This window comes from Sphingorhabdus sp. (assembly GCF_023910635.1).
GTDB lineage: Bacteria > Pseudomonadota > Alphaproteobacteria > Sphingomonadales > Sphingomonadaceae > Sphingorhabdus_B.
On the sequence record NZ_JAAVVZ010000002.1, the window covers coordinates 198,519 to 217,976 of the forward strand.

General features: G+C 55.3%; 12 protein-coding genes. 6 read left to right on the top strand and 6 right to left on the bottom strand.

Annotated elements, in window-relative coordinates; all coding sequences use genetic code 11:
- Positions 1–34 precede the first annotated feature (34 nt).
- From HEQ34_RS01360 to HEQ34_RS01385, 6 genes are all read right to left on the bottom strand, one after another.
- The gene (locus HEQ34_RS01360) at positions 35–1,396 is read right to left on the bottom strand and encodes an MFS transporter (protein WP_296196352.1); all 1,362 of its coding nucleotides are present in this window, start codon (positions 1,394–1,396) and stop codon (positions 35–37) included.
- Complete coding sequence (locus tag HEQ34_RS01365) at positions 1,393–3,468, bottom strand: glycoside hydrolase family 3 C-terminal domain-containing protein (protein ID WP_296196355.1); 2,076 nt, start codon at positions 3,466–3,468, stop codon at positions 1,393–1,395. Before HEQ34_RS01365 ends, HEQ34_RS01360 begins: the two co-directional genes overlap by 4 nt.
- A 2-nt stretch (positions 3,469–3,470) precedes the next feature.
- Complete coding sequence (locus HEQ34_RS01370) at positions 3,471–4,382, bottom strand: alpha/beta hydrolase (protein ID WP_296196358.1); 912 nt, start codon at positions 4,380–4,382, stop codon at positions 3,471–3,473.
- 2 nt (positions 4,383–4,384) lie between these two features.
- Positions 4,385–5,725 (bottom strand): sulfatase-like hydrolase/transferase, encoded by a 1,341-nt coding sequence (locus HEQ34_RS01375; protein ID WP_296196361.1) that lies wholly within the window; start codon positions 5,723–5,725, stop codon positions 4,385–4,387.
- A 40-nt stretch (positions 5,726–5,765) separates the two neighbouring features.
- Complete coding sequence (locus tag HEQ34_RS01380) at positions 5,766–8,072, bottom strand: TonB-dependent receptor (RefSeq protein WP_366934831.1); 2,307 nt, start codon at positions 8,070–8,072, stop codon at positions 5,766–5,768.
- Between the two features lie 74 nt (positions 8,073–8,146).
- Positions 8,147–8,860 carry a TetR/AcrR family transcriptional regulator gene (locus HEQ34_RS01385; RefSeq protein WP_296196363.1) on the bottom strand — a complete coding sequence of 238 codons (714 nt, stop codon included), beginning with the start codon at positions 8,858–8,860 and terminating at the stop codon, positions 8,147–8,149.
- A 110-nt stretch (positions 8,861–8,970) separates the two neighbouring features.
- Between HEQ34_RS01385 and HEQ34_RS01390 the strand changes: the two genes are divergently transcribed.
- From HEQ34_RS01390 to HEQ34_RS01415, 6 genes are all read left to right on the top strand, one after another.
- Entirely contained in the window at positions 8,971–9,771 is an 801-nt protein-coding gene (locus HEQ34_RS01390) for a phytanoyl-CoA dioxygenase family protein (RefSeq protein ID WP_296196367.1), read from the top strand.
- 384 nt (positions 9,772–10,155) lie between these two features.
- Positions 10,156–12,345, top strand: a complete 2,190-nt coding sequence (locus HEQ34_RS01395) for a BamA/TamA family outer membrane protein (protein ID WP_296196369.1) — start codon at positions 10,156–10,158, stop codon at positions 12,343–12,345.
- Complete coding sequence (locus tag HEQ34_RS01400) at positions 12,345–16,505, top strand: translocation/assembly module TamB domain-containing protein (RefSeq protein WP_296196372.1); 4,161 nt, start codon at positions 12,345–12,347, stop codon at positions 16,503–16,505. The genes HEQ34_RS01395 and HEQ34_RS01400 overlap by 1 nt, the downstream gene beginning before the upstream one ends.
- Positions 16,505–16,690 (top strand): hypothetical protein, encoded by a 186-nt coding sequence (locus HEQ34_RS01405; protein ID WP_296196375.1) that lies wholly within the window; start codon positions 16,505–16,507, stop codon positions 16,688–16,690. The genes HEQ34_RS01400 and HEQ34_RS01405 overlap by 1 nt, the downstream gene beginning before the upstream one ends.
- A 62-nt stretch (positions 16,691–16,752) precedes the next feature.
- Positions 16,753–17,424, top strand: a complete 672-nt coding sequence (locus HEQ34_RS01410; RefSeq protein WP_296196376.1) for a glutathione S-transferase family protein — start codon at positions 16,753–16,755, stop codon at positions 17,422–17,424.
- A gap of 492 nt (positions 17,425–17,916) precedes the next feature.
- Positions 17,917–19,425: a YifB family Mg chelatase-like AAA ATPase gene (locus HEQ34_RS01415; protein ID WP_296196378.1), complete on the top strand. Its 1,509-nt coding sequence runs from the start codon at positions 17,917–17,919 to the stop codon at positions 19,423–19,425.
- The last annotated feature ends 33 nt before the right edge of the window (positions 19,426–19,458 follow it).

The window sequence follows — 19,458 nt, forward strand, 5'->3', positions numbered from 1 at the left end:
CCACACCGTATATCGAAGCCCAGTGACCAGTTTTTCATGAGCGTTTTAGGCGCAGCCGCCGCTGGCGCCGTGTCTCAATAGCGCTTTGCAACCGTGCATGCATGCGTCGGTCGATAGGATAAAAGCTGATTGCGAAGGCTGCTATAACTGCAAAGCCACCGGCCCCCAGGATCATAATGAGGCGCATCCTTTCAAGGGTTTCGGCTCCTTGAGCAACATTAGCACGATAGCCGATCGCCGATAAAAGCTCACCCAAAAATGCGGCCGCTAGGCCAAGCGCCGCTTTTTGGACGAGAGACACAAAACCAAAAACAGCGCCTTCAGAGCGGATGCCGCTTGTCCATTCGCCAAACTCGACCGTGTCGGGCATCATGGACCAAAAGCCCAGATAACTTGCCCCGGCACCAAAACCGATAACGGCAATGGGTATAAACATTGCCGTACCATGCGAGGGCGAGAACCATAGAAGCACATAGCCTGCTAAGCCTATAGCTGCCCCTGATAGCCACATTGTCCGTTTGGACGTTCGCTTCATAACGGCTGTCCATACAGGCATCGAAATAGCAACCGCAGCAGTAAGCATCGTCAACGCCAGACCAATCAGGTCAGGCCGATCAACCGCATATTTGAAGTAATATGGCAATGTTTTCGAAAACAGGGTGCTGCCGAAAGCGCCAGCCAGCATTGCAGCGCACACAACCCAAAATGCGCTGTTACGGCGGAGCATGACAATCATCTCTCGCGCAGTGGGCGACACCTCATCAGGCGCATCTGCGATTTCGCGCGTGGTGGCAAAGACGACCGTGAAAACAATCGAGGCGATTAATCCGTAAACAATTGCGGTCCAGAAGAAACCTGTGCTGCCTCCGCCGAAGAGCTCGACGAGCTTAAGAGTGGAAAAAGCTGCGAAGAGACCACATGAAGTTGCAGCGATCATGCGAATGCTTGCCAGAACGCCACGTTCGTGGCTGTCGCCAGTCATAGTCGCGGACAAGGCCAGATAGGGCATCGAAACCACCGCATAAAGCGTCCTGAAGACGATATGGGCGGACGCCGCAAACAAAATAAGCGCCGATCCTTCAAGATTAACTGGAAGAAAAATCAGCGCCCAGGACGCAGCCAGAGGTAAGCCTCCAAAAATCAGATATGGGCGGTAGCGTCCCCAACGGGTTCGCGTTCGGTTGGCTACATAACCCATAACTGGGTCGAACACGGCATCCCACACAAGCGCTCCTGCAAAAACCCATCCTGCAGTCGACGGTGAAAGGCCCAGCACGTCCGTGTAGTAAAATAAGAGGTAAAGCGACGCCGTGGTAAAAAACAGGTTGAACCCAAAATCACCCACTCCATAGCCAAGCCGGCGACCGAAGGGCAGAACGGGGCCAGATATGCTCACAACGCAAACTCGCGCATTAAGTGACTCCCGGTCGACGACCCACCAACCAAGATCTTGTGCTGACCCGCCTCAAGCTGCCATTGGTGCGTTGCGGGGTCCCGATATTGCAGGTCCGCAATGTTGATCGTCATATATACGATCTTTGTTTCGCCAGGCTCAAGCCTAACCCTGGCAAAAGCTTTCAGTGATTTTTTAGGTCTGGGTGTAATGCTCCCCGGAAAACCGACATAACATTGTACGATTTCATCTGCCCCAATACTGCCGCTGTTGCAGACCGCAACAGACACATGGATTGCGTCGCTTGCGCGGGTAATTTTTAAAGCGCGATATTCGAAACTTGCGTAAGACAACCCATGGCCAAAGGCGTATCGCGGGATTAATTGATCCTGTTCAAACTTCGCATAGCCATGCCAATATTGGTATTCGATAGATAGAGCGTCCCGGTCAAAATGCGGATAGTCGGACGCGTTTTGTGCTACGGTAAACGGCAATTTGCCTGAAGGTGAAATGTCTCCAAACAACAATCGGGCAAGGGCCGCGCCGCCTTGCATGCCTGCATAAAATGTTTGCATTATCGCATTTGCATTAACGCGCCACGCTTCGACCATGACCGCAGATCCCGCCACAATGACCACTATCACAGGGGTTCCGGACGCGGCGGCAGCATTGATCAACGCGATTTGGGACTCCGGTAGACCAAGGTTAAGACGATCGCCGCCTATAGACTTCGGGCGAGGAGGAGCATTTTCACGCGCAGCGACAATTTCAGGTGGCAAGCTGGCTTCGGAGCCAGCTTGGCCCAATGTAATATCGCCGGGAATAAATTCACCTTCATCCTCGGCTGTATAACCAACCACCACAACCGCTACATCCGCTGCTGCTGCAACAGCCGTAGCTGTAGATAAATCGTCTTCGTCAGCTGTGGTGATCGTTCCCGTCGAAGGATGGCCCTTTATTCCTGCCAAGATCGAAATGATGTGTGGCGCACGAACGCGGCTTGACCCATTGTCGCCTGTGTTTTCAATTGCTGCTAACTTACCTAGCAGGGCAACATTAGAACCAGATGTTAAGGGCAGGACACCATCGTTTTCCAGCAAGACTGCTGACTTCTCAGCGGCCTCTCGCGCAAGTGCGATATGGGCCGGGCATGCAACCAGGTCCAACGGATATTCAGGCAGCGGGTCTTCAGCTCTGGAAAAGCGCAGCTGCGTTGCAAGGATTCGGCGGCATGCCGTGTCGACCACATAAGGCTCAATTAAACCCCCTTCGACGGCGGCAATAAGCCTGTCTCCCCAGCGCAAGGGCTCTGGGTTTTCTATGTCGAGCCCCGCGGCTGCGCCATATGGCTCATAAACACCCTTCACCCAGTCAGAATGCACAAATCCTTTAAAGCCCCACTCGCCGCGCAAAATATCTGTCAGAAGATGTCTATTTTGGCCGCAATATTCGCCATTCACCTTATTGTAAGAACTCATGACGCTCGCAACGCCGGCATCTAAACACATTTTAAAATGCGGAAGATAGACTTCGTGCAACGTGCGTTCGTCCAGCCTCACATCAACAAAGAACCGGGCATTCTCCATGCTGTTGGCAGCAAAATGTTTGACGGTAGCGATGACATTATGCGTCTGTATCCCCAACCCAAGTGCAGTCCCCATAGCGCCTAGATGAAACTGATCTTCACCATATGTCTCCTGCGCTCGGCCCCACGCCGGGTGCCTCAGCAGGTTTATACAAACCGCGCCCGACAAGGTGCAGCCCTGCGCCCGAATTTCTCTCCCCATTGCCTCCCCGATCCGGTGCTCAAGATCGACATCAAAGCTTGCCCCACGGGCCATTGTACAAGGAAAACATGTCGATTGTCCGCGCGCAACACCGCGCGGCCCGTCCGTAAAAAAAAGGGGTGGGATACCGAGTCTTTCGATGCCTGATCCTGCGCGATAAGGGCGAGCACCCCATAACCCGCCATCTTCGGCATAAGCCTTGAAAAACCCGTTACCCGACATCATTCCAACTTTTTCTGTCAGGGTTGCCGTGTTTAGCATTTCGTCGGCTTCTGCTTCAAAATCCATAATCATTCCTTGTGGTTGAGCCATTTGCGGCAAAATAATCCGACTTCTTTAACGGACGCTGCTGCTTCGGGAACTAGGTCGCCATAGGCGGGCCATGCATGGGTCATACCCTGCCAAATCTGCAAACGCACATTGCGGCCAGCAGCTTCCATTCGGTCTACTATCATCTGAGCGTCATCATACAAGATTTCATCGCTACCCACTTGCACTAGCAAAGGTGGCATGTCGTGAAGATCAGCTAACGCCGGCGATACATTTGGATCACAAGTTGGAACGCCTCCGCAGTAACGCTCGGCATCCAGCGTCAACCCGCGCTTTGACAGCATAATTTCTGCTGCAGACTTTGTGTTGATAGAGTTATTTGCAAGCGTAAGATCAGCCCATGGGCTCACAAGTGCTATTGCTGCGGGTCGTGATAGCCCTTGGCTTAGAACGCGCCGAACTAACGCCAGTGCCAACCCTCCGCCTGCGGAATCGCCGATTATCGCGGTAGGCATATTCTCACTGACACCCTTCCAAACATTCGTCGCGTCATCGACTGCTGCAGGATATGGATGCTCAGGCGCTAATCTGTAATCGATAGACCAAACCCGTGCCCCGCTAGCTAGGGCATATTTTGCTGCCATCCGTAGATGCGTATCAGCCGATCCAACCACATATGCACCGCCATGCAGATACACGGCTTGACCCGACCATGAAGGAGGATCGATTTGCAAGACCCTGATGGCGTTAATTACCGTGTCAGTTACCGTAACATCTCTGGGTCGGGGGACGGCGGCGGCCATAGCTTTGAGCCGGGCACGCCGGATTTCGAGGTCCGTGTCTGCATCGTCGCCATGCATCGCCAGCAATGCCCGAAAATGGGCCAGGCCTCTCAGTCCTTCCGGTGTGGCCAAAACAGTCTCGGTGGTCATGGTTAGCTAGCCGACGGGACGGAATCAGGAACCTGATTGACGCCGAGTGGTTCAAACATATCACGCGCGGACTTGAATTGTGCCGCCATTTGCGCAGCTATTGCAGGATATCTCGGCGCAAGGTTGATTGTCTCACCTGGGTCGCGGGTAACATCAAACAATAAGGGGTATCCAATTGCGGCAAGAGGCACATTATAGGGACGATAATAACTACGACCAACATACTTCCACTGTGGTGTCCGTAATGCGGCCACGCGTTCGTTATTAAATAGGATCAATTGGGTATGTGGCGAAGCTGCACCGCCTTGCCAGGTTGGTAGCAAATCGCGCCCGTCGATCGTTACCCCCGAGGGCAGCGGTACGCCCGCAACGCTGGCGATGGTTGGCAGCAGGTCAATGTTCATGCCGATGGCGTCGGTTGTCCGCGCGCGAAGCGTTCCCGGCCAACTGGCGATCATCGGTACCAAATAGCCGCCATCCCATCCGGCCCCGCCCTTGCGTCCCTGATGCGGACCGGCCGAGCCTTCGAACCAGGGACCGTTGTCGCTGGTAAACATTATGAGGGTATCACGCGTGAGACCAGATTTGGCAACTGCCGCTACGACGCGTCCTACAGCAGCGTCGAGTTCTTCCACGACATCACCGTAAACCGAAGCTGCGGACCTTCCTGCATGTGCGGGTCCCGGACGGAGTGGAATATGGGGGGCACTTGGCGTGAGCATAAGGAAAAAGGGGCGCGCCGCATTGGCTTTAATGAAGTCGATGCCAGCATCAAAAAACTGTTCCGTCAGCTTCTCCTGCACCGCAGGTTCATCCGAAAGGCTTCCATCCTTGTTACTTCGGTAGAAGTTTAGTGGCCGCATATCATTTGAGTAAGGGATGCCGGCAAAGCTATCGAACCCGTGCACCATCGGAGGCCACGACGGCGCAGCATGGCCAAGGTGCCATTTGCCCGCCAGCATCGTTTTGTAAGTAGGACTAAGCAGGTCAGCTATGGTTACTTCACTAAGTGGCAACCCTTTACTGTCCTTGACCGCGATGACTTCATGCGCGAGTCCCGTTCGAATGGGATAGCGCCCAGTTAACATCCCTGCTCGTGAAGGTGTGCAAACGTTGGCCGACGCGTAAAAGTCGGTCATCCGCACCCCGCGCCGGGCCAAGGCGTCCAGATGTGGGGTCTTGATAAACGGCGAGCCATAGCAGCCAACGTCGCCCCAACCGAGATCATCGGCGACAATTAGAATAATGTTCGGTCGGCGCCGCGACCGTGCCTGCAACGGAATTGCCGACGCTGCCGTCGCCAACCCCATCGTTGCAAGCACCGATCTGCGATCAATGTTCAATACGTCCCGCGAGTCAGTCTCCAGTCGCTTACTCTGGCGGTCATTGTCCAAATTTAATCCCTAAGGAAACGCCGACAAGCCGCCGAGAATCCGGAGTGTAGAATTGCGAATATACACCGGGTGCGTTCAGCACCGGCTGGCTGATGATGTTCGTCGCGTAGAATTTGTCAAAAAGGTTTTTGACAAAGAACGTCAGATTCCATCGATCGTCAGGTCCATTTACACCAACACTGCCATTAAAAATGCCAAAGCCTTTCTGTTGCAGGTTTGGATCGCCCGCCGCTGAAAAGCTCACTTTGTCGCGGAACTGGAAACTTGTCTGAACAAAACCAGTCAGGTCACCAACGGGCTGTTCGTAACGGCCAAATAGCGAGAGCGTGAGTTCGGGTGCGTTGGTAAGGGCGTTACCCGAGCCATTTGTCACGGCTGTGGCTGAAGGGGCCGCACTAACTCGGATACACTGACGGTCGGATGTGCGCGGTGTTCCAAAAGGCAGTATCGTTTGCCCAGTATAACACGCTATGTTCTCAAAGTCGGCATACTTCGCGTCAAGATAGCTTGCGTTGGCCGACAGGGATAGTCCGGCGGTGGGTCGTACACCAAGTTCAACCTCAACACCTTTGGTGTCGAGCTGACCTGCGTTGGTAACCCGAAAGCGGCCTGGGACAACGCCTTGGTCGAAAACCTGAGCCTGAAAATTTTCATATTTGGTCTGATAAGCAGCAATATTAAAGTTTAAGCGGTTGTTCAACCATGCGCCACGACCCCCAATCTCATATGTGGTCGGTATTTCGGGTTTAACGACTTCTGTCACAGAGGTGCTGACGCCTAATGTATTAATACCGGGCCCCTTGAACCCCCGAGCGTGTGTTGCGTAGACCATGAATGACGGCGTTACGTCAACTTGAGCGGTTAGTCTGTAAGACCAGTTGTTAGCGCCAGTGTTGCCATTGATCGTACCACTGAAGCGACCAGGGATTGTTGCAACGGTACCCGGTGCCCGTAACTGGGTCAGATCAAGGTCGATTTCTTCTTCGGTGTAGCGGAATCCGCCAATCAATTTCAGGCCGTCAAGAGGTCGCACGGTGATCTGGCCAAAAGCAGCCTTGCTCACATTCTTCGTGTCTGTGTCGAGTGTCGTTCCAAGAAGTGATGGAAGCGCCACGGCACCCAGCGTTCCTGTCTGGTTACTTTTCGTACGGTTTTGCTGATTGTAGTAGAAAAGCCCGGCGACCCATTCAACAGGCCCTGCTGGCGATGTTAGCCGTAATTCCTGAGAAAACTGGCGAAGATTGGAAACCCCGTCATTGATATCAAGTATGTTTATTGGCAACAAATCGGGATCATTATTGTCCGCATTTTTCCAACGCCGATAGGCTGTGATTGAGGTAAGTGTAGCGAAACCGAAGTCATAATCGATCTGCCCTGATGTGCCCCAGGCATCTACATTTTGAAAGAATGGCGCTCCTGCGGCTATTTCGCGATTTCCGATAGATGGAATAACCCCAGATGCAGCATTCAATGCACCAAATGGGGAGCTTGCAGGCGCCGATCTCGCGGTCCAAGCACAACATCTCGACCGTCGTTTTTGCCAGTCGCCGGAGATATTGATGACAAGCGCGCTATTGGGTTCGATCAATAGTCTAGCACGCGCATTCTGCTCATTCCGGTTATTTACATCAACATCGAGCTTGCGGTTGTATACTGTGCCATCGGCTGTTTGGCCCCCAACGGCTATGCGGATTGCCGCGATGTCACCCAACGGGAGGTTGCCCACCGCCGATAGTTTAATTTCATTAAGTGTCGCGTAGGAACCCTTCAGCTCCATAGTCGTCTCGCCAAGCTGCGGGCGCCGCGTGTTTATTGAAATCAAACCAGCACTGGCGTTTTTTCCAAAAAGCATCCCTTGAGGTCCACGGAGAATTTCAACGCGCTCAAGATCCAGCAGGTCACCCGTCGCTTGCCCTGAGCGTCCGACGACAACACCATCGACCACAACGCCAACGCTTTGTTCAACCGTGTCCGAAAAAATTGCGGTACCGACGCCGCGGATAGCAAAGCCTTCACCACGTGCGTTTGCGGATGGCGTAAAATTAAGGCTGGGAGATACCAAACGAAGATCCGTAGCAGTTGTTATCTGCTGTGAAAGCAATGCGGTCCCACTCACTGCGCTGACAGCAAGTGGTACGTCGCGCAGCCGTTCCTCGCGCTTTTGGGCTGTTACAATAATTTCGCCTTCGTTGGCGGTTTCGTCAGACGAAGTTGCCGAAACATCCTGAGCATATGCCGGCAGCGCGGCAAATAATGCAGTCATCAGCGCGGTCTGCGCCAGTAAATGTGAACGCATAGTCTCTCTCCCTTGCACCCGCCCTTTGTAAGCGGTTGATTCGGAATGTAGATCAGCAGATTTCAGTTGTCTAGTTATTTGTCCGTTCGGTCAGACAATGATTCTGACATCATTAAATCAACAACCAGTTTCATATTTTCCCGCAGATTTGCTGCGTCGGTTAGTTGGCGTGCAAACGTGCGATTCCACATAGCGCTCTGCGCAACCAAAACGTTTACGCTACTCGTCAGCAACGCCTGATAATGCGCGGGGTCACCTGGCCCAAGGAGCCCTTCATGCTGCATGGCGCGGATCATTTTGTCGTTCATTGAAACATGTTTGCCAAAGTGCCGGTCAGCCAGCCATTCGCTGCGCCATGACGGAGTTGCACCTTCAATAAAAGGGATCCGTACGTAAGCGGGCCACATGATCGACGCCTCAATGAAAAGTTCGATCCGAGCTTCCAGCAGCTCTCGAGACGGCGAAAGACCTGTGGGATGTCGCTCTTTAAAAAACGCATCAACATCCGCCCACAATCTATCTACTGCCAGCTTCCAAAGCGTTTCCTTGTCCTGAAAATGATACAACACGCTTGGTTTAGAAACACCTGACGTCGCTGCAATATCTGCCAGCGAGACGCCCTCATAACCCCGCTCAGCGAACAGGCTGGTTGCTGCTGCCAACACTGCGGCGTTGGCAATTTTACCTTTGACGTTTCGGGTGCGCTTAACTTTTTCAGGAATCGAGTTCATGCGCGTTCTTACCATGTCAAAAGTAAAACTCCACCAGACACAGACAATATCTATCATGACATCTATCATGACAATTGAGCATCGGCGGCCCCCCTTATTGCCTTGCATCACACACCAATAAGCCTATTATCTGACCGACTGGTCAATAATCGCGGGAACAATTGAGAATGCTTAGCAAACAGCAGATGGTGGACTGGGAAAAAGACGGCTTTGTCGTAATTCGAGGTTTTTTGGATCCCAAGGTCTGCATTCAAATGGAGGCAGAGGCCATTGCAGCCATCCGCAATGACCCGCCATCTGCGCATCAGGGTGAACCAGCCTATATTTTAAAAAATGGGATGCTGGTTCAGCCCGAAGCGCAAGTACCCGTCGGGGCCAATAATCCAGAAGATTTTGTCGCTAAAGTTTTCAACACGCACCTTCAAGGTGCCGCGCATGATTTTGCGATAAGTGGCGGCGCGGCTTCATTGGTCTCGTCCATACTTGGCGATGACATCGACGTTTTTCAGTCCATGTTTATTCTCAAAAACCCAGGTGCCTGGGGGCAGCCATGGCATCAGGACAGCTATTATTTTAATTTTGATCAGCAGCCGCAAGTAGGTTTATGGCTAGCGATCTCCGAAGCGACACTTGATAACGGTTGCTTATCGGTTTTACCCGGGTCGCATACCAACGCAGTTTTGGAACATGTGCCAGATCTTCGGGAGGGCGCAAACCAGGGCTATTTAGAAATATTGGGCGTAGACGAGGGTAGCGCGATTCCTGTGCTTATGAACCCTGGCGACTTACTTGTGTTTAATAGCTTCCTGCTCCATCGATCATTGGACAACCGCGGCGGTGCGCGCAGATCAGCTATGGTCTACCATTATGGCCGAGCGGACAGTGTGAATTTGGCCAGTCCTGAAGTGCAAGCAATGCAACAGAGGGTCACGAAGTGGATACCGGTACGGCGATCGTCAGCAAAATAACCCAAAACTTTTGAACCCATGCGCCAAAACGCGGCTAAACACATAAATTTTAGATGAAAATTCTGAGTTCCGCTGCTTGAGCACGTTAAAGAGACATAGGACAGTTTCATAATTATGGGAGGTTTGAGGCCATTTTGACGCCGCGAAGGTGGATTTAAGTGGTCCTGACGCTGGTCCCACAAGGGAGCTATGCGTGGCGAGGGCAGGTCATTCCATGTTCGCCCGTTAAGGACATGGCGTGGGCGGTTTGAGCCTGCTTCCGGCACGCTTTACACCCCACCGTTGCGTTCTTGTTTGCAACATTTGCCTTTCGCACTATCGAATGTTCCCGGGCCAAGCGGAACCTTTTTGCATAAAGGGGCGTTGGGGCCGGGGAATGCCTGATTGATCCGAACAATTGCCTTTTTATATTTGAGCAGCGCAGCCGCGCCCTTGCTTGCCCAAAATCCGGCGGCTGAGGCGCCTGCAACGGGTCCGCGTGCCCCTATCATAACCGACACGGAGTTTAACGCCGCCATTCCGTCGCTGGATGATGCCCCGTTGGAAAGCATCGAAGCGTGGCAGGCCGATCAGGATAATCGTGCGGCAGACAGCTCTGCGGCGCAGCAGGTGGCGCAGACCGCTGCTGACCCGGCGATATCAAAAGTGCAAGATAATGATGCGGTGGAATTACTGCCCGATCCGCCCTTGACCGACCCGTTGTTGGACGATCCCTTGTCGCCTATCGCAAATTTTGATGCAGAACCCCCGCCTGAACCCACGCAGGCTGGGGAACGTGATGTGGGTGCCGTGCGCTACATCCTGCGCTTGGATGGCTTGGATGCGGCTGCAACGGCAGAGCTGGCCAAAGACGCCGATGGCATTGCGGTTGAGGCGGCGGCCTGGAATGATGTCCGGTCGCGCTTTCACGATCTTTCGTCGCTAAAGGAGAAAGGCGGCCGCGCAGATAGCCGCGCCGAGATTGGCCAACGTGCGCGTGCGGACCGGCAACTGCTGCTGGACATTTTGAACGGGCAGGGCTTTTTTGATGCCGATGTTCAGGTGAAGACCGAACCATCGGCAACACAAGGCGGGCCAGTCAATGTCGTCCTGACCGTCCTGCCTGGCCGCCGTTATTATCTGGGGCAGATCGCTTTTGCAGGCCCAGCGGTGCAGCCGGCTAACCTTATAAGCGCTAACTTCGTGCCAAAAACGGGTGACGCGATCGTTGCGGATGTCATTTTGGCGGCCGAAGCGAACCTTTCTGTCGCATTGCCGCAAAATGGCTATCCCTTCGCCGCCGTTGGCCAGCGCGATATATTGTTGGATAACGCAAATGGCCTTGGCGACTACACCTTGCCGGTGGACCCCGGCGCACGCAGCTATTTCGGGCAATTGCGCACGGAAGGTAGCCCAGCATTTGGTGCGCAGCATATCGCAATATTGCGACGCTTTAAGACGGGCGATCTCTACGACAGCCGCAAAGTGGATGACCTGCGCGCTGCGTTGATTGCCACAGGATTGCTGTCTACTGTTTCGGTCGAAGCTGTTCCGGGCGAAGGTGTGGCACCGGACGGAACGCCTTATGCCGATTTGCTTGTCCGCCAAGAGGCCGCACCGCCGCGCAGTTTGGCGGCAAGTGCGGGCTATGGGACGGGGCAGGGCTTTCGCGCAGAGGGCAGTTGGACGCACCGGAACCTGTTTCCACCGGAAGGTGCCTTACGGGTAGCAGCGCTGCTTGGCATGCAGGAGCAGGCAGCAAGCGTCGCTTTTGACCGCGCCAATGCCGGACGGCGTGACCGCAATATCGAGATATCCTTGTCGGCATTACACAGCAATTATGATGCGTTTGAGGCATATACCGGACGGTTGGGTGTGACGATGGCGTTGGTCTCGACCCCAATTTGGCAAAAGAAATTCACATGGTCGATAGGTGCGGAAATCTTAGGCACGTCCGAGGATGCGTTTGAATTGGCGCGCGGTGCCCGCGACCGGCAGCTATATTATGTTGCCGCCTTGCCGGGCCAGGTCGGTTTTGACCGATCAAACGACTTGCTTGATCCCATTCGGGGCTATCGCGTTAATTTGCGGGTCTCACCTGAGGCATCGTTGGGAACGGGCACACAGATTTACGTCCGCGCCATATTGGACGGTTCTTATTATTATCCGGTGCAGGACAATATCGTGGTGGCGGCCCGCGCGCGCGTTGGAACCATAGCCGGCATTTCGCGGGATAATCTGGCGCCATCGCGCCGATTCTACGGCGGCGGCGGCGGATCTGTTCGCGGTTTTGGGTATCAACGGCTCGGTCCCTTGGACCCGAACAATGATCCCATTGGCGGCAGAAGCGTGAACGAATTCGCACTTGAGGGACGCTATCGCTTTGGCAATTTCGGCGTTGTTGGCTTTGTCGATGCGGGCCAAGCCTATGAATCGAGCATCCCCAAATTTAACGACTGGCGCGTGGGCGTTGGCATTGGTGGCCGCTTCTATACCAATTTCGGTCCGGTCCGGCTGGACCTTGCAACGCCGTTGAACGGGCGACCGGGGGATTCCCGCTTCAGCGTTTACGTGTCGATTGGGCAGGCATTTTAATGGTGTGGCGACGGGTCGCCATTGGTGTAGCTGCCGTTGCGGCGTTAATGCTCGCGATAGTGATGGGCAGCTATGTGTGGCTTGATAGCCAGTCCGGTCGGAACTTTGTTGCACGCCAGATTGCGGCTTTTGAGATGGAAAATGGCCTCAACATCCGGATCGGTAAAATCAATGGGTCGATTTATGGCCACGCAGTTTTGTCCGACGTCCGTTTTCGTGACCCCAAGGGCGAATTTGCGCGCGCGCCCGAAATCCGGCTGGACTGGAACCCTTTGTCCTATTTTAGCCGCGGTATCGCTATCAATGCGCTGACGGCCAAAGAACTCAAGTTATCGCGCTTGCCCGCGCTTCGTATTGTCCCCGACCGAGGCGACCCGCTGCTCCCTGATCTAGATATTAACATCGAACGGCTGCAGGTGGACCGCATCGTCTTTGCCAAGGCCATTACGGGGGAGACGCAAGTCGCCTCATTGTCTGGCAAAGTGAAGATTGCCGACAGGCGCGCAATAATTGACGCGACCGCAGGCAGCCTGCGCGGTGACCGCATCGTTTTAAAACTCGATGCTGTGCCTGACGATAATCGTTTTGATGTCGACTTGAAACTCGATGCACCAGCAAAAGGCTTGGTTGCCGGTCTAGTTGGCCGCGAAGTGCCGATGACGGCCAGTTTAACTGGTCGCGGCAGCTGGCGGAAATGGGATGGCGCGTTGACTGCGCAATTGGCGTCTGAGGACGTTGCGGACCTTGCGCTTACCGCGCGCGAAGGGACGTTTACGATAAAAGGCACCGCAGCTTTGGCCAAAGTCTTAGCCGACAGCTTGCTGATGCGGGCGCTATCGCCAGTGGCAATGTTGGACATGGCGACAAGCTTCGACAACCGCGTTGCGAAGATCACGGGCAGCATCCGTTCGGCTGCGGTCGCGGTAGATGCAGACGGCGTGGCCGATTTGGGCGAAGGCAGCTTTGATGACCTCGCGCTGGATTTCCGGATTCTCCGCCCCAGCATCATCGGGTCGAATGTCAGTGGCGCAAATATACGCGGCAGGGCATTGCTCAATGGCGCCTTTGTTGGTCCCACGGTCGCCTATTCCGCCAGTGCAGGTCGTTTGGCATTTGATGCCACAGCATTTGAGGATGTGACCGTCACCGGCGAAATGCAGGCGAAGGCGGATCGCTTCATCATCCCGGTTAACGCGACGGCGCGCCGTGTAACGGGCGTCAACCAAATCGCGGGCGGTTTGCTGACCAACGTTCGCGTCAATGGTGATATTGCTATCGCTGACGGCCGTGTGCTCTCCGACAATTTAAAAATCCGTTCCGACCGGATCAACGCAAAAGCGTTGCTGGTCGGTGACATTGATAAAGGCGTTTACACCACGGCGTTAGACGGAAAGGTCGATGGATTTCAGGTCAACTCGGTTGGCCTGTTCAATGTCGTTGCGGATGTCGATGTCGAAACCACGCGTGGCCGTGGCTATGCGCTGGTCGGCACCGTAAAGGCGCGTTCAACAAAGCTATTCAGCCAGGGCTTCCAGAATTTCCTTGGCGGCCAAATGTTCGTTAATGCCGGCATCCGTTATGGCACCAATGGCATATTGCGGATCACGCGCGCTACATTGGTGTCGCCCTTATTCCGGTTGAACAGCGGCGACGGAACATATGTGATGGATGGCGGGCGGATCATGTTCAATGGCCGGGGTTATTCCAACCAATATGGCCCAGTGCTCGTGGGTATGACGGGGACATTCGACCGTCCGGAATATCGCATTACGGCAACCAATCCCGGGTTCGGCATCGGCATGTCCAATGTCGTTGGCATCGTGACGGCTAGCCCGCGGGGTTATGCCATCGCGATGACGGGTTCGACCGATTACGGCCCGATCAGCGGCGATGTCGATGTGCTGTCGGGGAAGGGGCCGCTGACCATGGATATCTTGCGCGGCAATTTTGCAGGCATCGACTTAACGGGCCGTATCCGGCAGGCCGCGTCAGGACCATTTGTTGGGACATTGAAGGGCGCAGGTTCGGGCTTTGACGGAACCATCGCTTTGTCGGCGCAAGGCAAGTTTCAGCGCGTGGGTATTGACGCTGTTGCTTTAAATGCCAGGCTTTCCGGCGAACGGAAGCTGGCCATTGGGCGTGGGATCATCAATGCGGACATCATATTATATGACAGCCCGCAGGTCATTGCCGATGTGCAAGTTGAAAACGCTGTTGTAAATGACATCTCGATCGCCGCAGCACGCGCAAAACTGGATTATCGTGCAGGTATCGGTACGGCACAAATATTGGCCGAAGGCCGGAGCCAGGTTCCTTTTCGCCTTGCCGCCAATGCCCACTTCACCCCGCAATTGTGGCGGATTGCCGCCAAGGGCCGCGCCAATGGCGTCAATTTCGCTACCGATGGCCCAGTGCGCATTGTCCCGCGCCGGAACGGCTATGATATTTTACCGAGCAATATCAAAGTCGCGGATGGCAGCTTGCGCATCGCGGGCAGTTATGGCGACGCCCTTGTCCTTCAATCGCGCTTCGACAAGGTCGATATTGCCGTGCTCGATCCCCTCCTGCCCGGACTTGGCCTTGGCGGGCGAGTGAGCGGCAGTCTGGATTGGTCGCAAGCGTCATTGGCGGCCTTCCCGAATGCGGACGCGCGGCTGGAGATCAGCCGCTTTGCCCGGACATATCTGGGTTCCCGGTCGCAGCCTGTGGACATCAGCTTCGTCGCAAGATTGCTTCCGACCGGAGGCAATGCGCGCTTTATCATCCGACGGCGTGGGGCAGCGGTCGGTCGGATGCAGATTGACTTGACGCCATTGCCCCCCGGAAATGCCCGCTGGACCGAACGGCTGCTCGCTGCGCCCCTGTCGGGCGGCATTCGCTATAATGGACCTGCCGACACATTGTTTTCCTTGGCCGGACTTGCGGACCAAAGCCTGACTGGCAACATCGGCGTTGCGGCTGATTTTTCGGGGAGGGTGCAGACCCCGATATTGACGGGCGTCGTCCGCGCCAATGACCTTGTGTATGAAAATGACAGCTATGGCACGCGATTGACCGATTTGCGTGTGCGGGGCGTATTCACAAATGACCAGTTGGAAGTCACAGAGCTGAGCGCAAAGGCGGGCGATGGGACAGTGACGGGCAAAGGCATCGTCAACTTAAGCGCGGCCAAGGGCTTTCCTGTGCAACTTAACCTCGACCTCGACCGCGCCCGCGTTGCGCGCAGCGAATTGATTTCGACAACTGCGACTGGCCGGATCAGCGTCACCAACACGCCCGACGGCGCGGCCTTGATTAGTGGCACATTGCGTCTGCCAGAAACGCGGTTCAAGATTATCAGGCAAGGCGCGGCCAAGGTGGCAACCTTAACCGGCGTTCGCCGCAAGGCGCCAACGGGCCGCGCGCGTGTGTCCGGCGATGCCGATGCGATCAGCAGTCTTCCAAGCAATTGGAAACTCGACATCCGGCTGGAGGCCCCCGACGAATTATATGTGAGCGGCATGGGACTAGAGTCCGAATGGGGGGCAAGTTTGCGGATCACAGGGACCAGCGATGCACCATTGATTTCGGGCGATATGGGACTTGTGCGCGGTACGCTTGGCTTTGCAGGCCGATCCTTTGAACTGGAAAGCGGACGCATTTCCTTCAACGGCGGGCCTGCAAGCAATCCATCCATCAGCGTGACGGCCGCAAGCTCGGTTGATGGGACGACGGTGCGCGTGAATATTGCCGGTACCGGTCAAAATCCTGCGATTAGCTTTAGTTCAACGCCTGCCTTGCCGCAGGATGAAATCATGGCGCGGATCTTGTTTGGAAACTCCATCGCCGAATTGTCTGCTATTCAGGCGGTCCAGCTTGCAGGGTCACTCAACAGCTTGCGCGGCGGGTCGGGCGGGCTAAATCCGCTTGGGGTGCTGCAATCGGCGACGGGTCTTGACCGCTTGCGCCTGTTGAATGCAGATGCGAATAGCGGGCGCGAAACGGCGGTTGCATTCGGCCAATATATTACCAATGACGTCTATGTCGAAATCGTAACTGACGCCCGCGGCTATACCGCAACGCAATTGGAAATCAGTCTGACCCGCGCGCTTTCCGTGCTTAGCCAGATTGGCACCAGCGGGACATCGAACGTCAATGTTCGGTATAAAAAGGATTATTGATGCGCCGATTCCTGTGTTTACTCACTCTGACCGTATCTTGCCTGCTGGCGGCGGGGTGTCAGCAGGATTTCAACACGCAATATGCGGAGACGGAGCGCAAGGTAAAAGCGGCTGAAGCAAAAATCGATGGTGAAATGGCAAAGGAAGCCAAGCGCGAACCGGGTGAAAATGGTAATTCGGATTAATGCCTTTGCTTTTGGGGCGACGCCCCCTTCACTTTCTGTGTAACCAGCCCTAACAGATGCAAATGTGGCAACTCCATCAATATCCGCTCTGTCCCTTTTCGCGCAAAGTGCGTCTGCTGCTTGGCGAAAAAGGCGTGCCATACAGCTTGGTGCGTGAGAATCCGTGGGAACAGCGCGACGAATTTGTGCAAATGAACCCAGCGGGCCGAACGCCCGTAATGCGCGATTCCGAACGCAATATTACTTTGTCCGATTCGGTGGCGATATCGGAATATATTGACGAAACTGTTCCAACGAACCCGATGATCAGCGGCACCGCGCAATATCGCGCCGAGATTCGTCGCCTTGTGTCTTGGTTCGACGAACAATTTTATGGCGACGTGACTCAGCCGCTTTTGCATGAACGCATGAAGAAGCGACTGATTGATCGTCAGCCGCCCGAAGCCAAAGTACTACGCGAAGCGATGAAGTTGGCGAACGGCCATCTCGATTATATCGACTATCTCATCGACCATCGCGCGTGGCTGGCGGGTTCAACAATGACGATGGCTGATCTGGCTGCAGCGGCACAGATTTCGGTAGCTGACTATCTTGGCGGCATTGATTGGAATGGGCATGAGCAGACCAAGGCATGGTACGCCATGTTTAAATCGCGGCCCAGTTTTAGGCCCTTGCTATCCGAACGGATGGAAGTCATCGCGCCACCCAAGCATTATGAACAGGTCGATTTCTAGGGTCAGGACCACTTAAATCCACCTTCGCGGTTTGAGGCCATACTGTTCAGTGCAAGGCGGCAAGCGCAGGGCTTAGTGGTTCTAAGTCTAGCTTTGCCAACGCGGCAATGGACAGTATGGGTCAAATCCGAAGGACGCCAAAATGGCTTCGATCTCGAAACAAAATGCCCTTGCAGGCAGAATGACTGCCTGCGGCGGCCATTCTCCTTCGATATCTTTGCCATTTTGACGCCGCGAAGGTGGATTTAAGTGGTCCTGACCCTAAGTCCGGAAAACGCCCGACTCTTCGACTGTTTCTTGCGCGCTTTAAGTGGTCCTGACCCTAAGGATAACGTCAAATTAGATATACCAACCGTTGGTATACTAACCGGCAGCAGTTGCCATTGGAGCCGTTCGCGGCGCATTGGGTCTTATCGACCTCTGGACCGGTCGACCGGACCTCCGCTGAAACGATATCCCAGTGCGGCGGAGGTCCAACCTTGGGGACATTATATGGTGTCGATTGTTTCCACAGTCGCGTATCTCGGCTTGGAAGCCCGCAGCGTAGAAGTCCAATGCCAAGTCGCGCCAGGTATGGTAAGCTTCGCCGTTGTGGGTCTTCCCGACAAGGCTGTCGCCGAGAGCCGCGAGCGGGTTCGCGCCGCAATCTCTGCGCTGGGTCTGGCATTGCCGCCCAAGCGGATCACCATCAATCTCTCACCTGCTGACCTACCCAAAGAGGGCTCGCATTATGACTTGCCAATTGCTTTGGCATTACTCGGTGCAATGGGTTTGGTGGATGCAGAGGCGTTAGCGCAATTTGTTGTGGTCGGTGAGCTAGGTTTGGATGGCAGGGTGGCGGCATCACCTGGCGTGCTTTTGGCGGCGCTACATGCCTCGTCACGCGGGCTCGGGCTGATATGTCCGGCGATGCAAGGGTCAGAGGCGGCTTGGGCTGGTGAAATCGAAGTCGTGGCCGCACCCGACTTACTGGGCTTGCTGAACCATCTAAAAGGGCAATCCTTGCTGCGCCCGCCTGAGCCAGGGCGCGCCGCGCCGCGCCAAACGGGCCCTGATCTGAAAATGGTAAAGGGGCAAGAGACCGCAAAGCGCGCGCTGGAGATTGCCGCCGCTGGCGGTCACAATTTGGCGATGGTTGGCCCACCGGGCGCGGGTAAGTCGCTATTGGCCTCGTGTTTGCCGGGCATCCTGCCGGAGCTTTCGCCCGCAGAAGCATTGGAAGTGTCCATGATTGCATCCGTCGCCGGATCTTTGGATGGTGGACGCTTATTGCGGACACGTCCGTTCCGTGCACCGCATCATAGCGCGTCCATGCCAGCCTTGGTCGGGGGCGGTCTGCGCATTCGTCCGGGCGAAGTCAGCCTTGCGCATCTGGGTGTCCTGTTCCTCGACGAACTGCCCGAATTCCAGCGTGGCGTGCTCGACAGTTTGCGACAGCCCTTGGAAACCGGCGAAGTCAGCGTCGCACGGGCCAACAGCCATGTGACTTTCCCCGCCAACGTCCAATTGGTCGCTGCGATGAACCCTTGCCGCTGCGGGCATCTTGGCGACGCTGCTTTGGCATGTAGCCGGGCGCCGCGTTGCGCTGCGGACTATCAGGCGAAGATATCGGGGCCCTTGCTTGACCGGATCGATCTGCATGTCGATGTGCAGGCCGTCCGCGCCGCAGACTTGGTCCTTCCGCCCCCCGCCGAAGGTTCGGCTGAGGTGGCCGCAAGGGTGCAGGCCGCGCGTTTCCTGCAAAGCGCACGGCTGCAAGGCACGGACTTGCGAACCAATGCAGATCTTGATGGCGATACACTTGCAGAATTTGCCACGCCGGACGCAGCGGGGCAGAAGTTACTGGCCCAAGCGGCAGAAGCGATGCGCCTATCGGCGCGCGGCTACACACGCATATTGCGCGTTGCCCGCACCATTGCGGATTTGGCTAACGTCACTGACGTTGGCCGCATCCACATTGCCGAGGCACTGAGCTACCGAAGGCAGCCCCCACGCAACTGAGCAGCAATGTGGGGCGGGCCTTGCATTAATCAT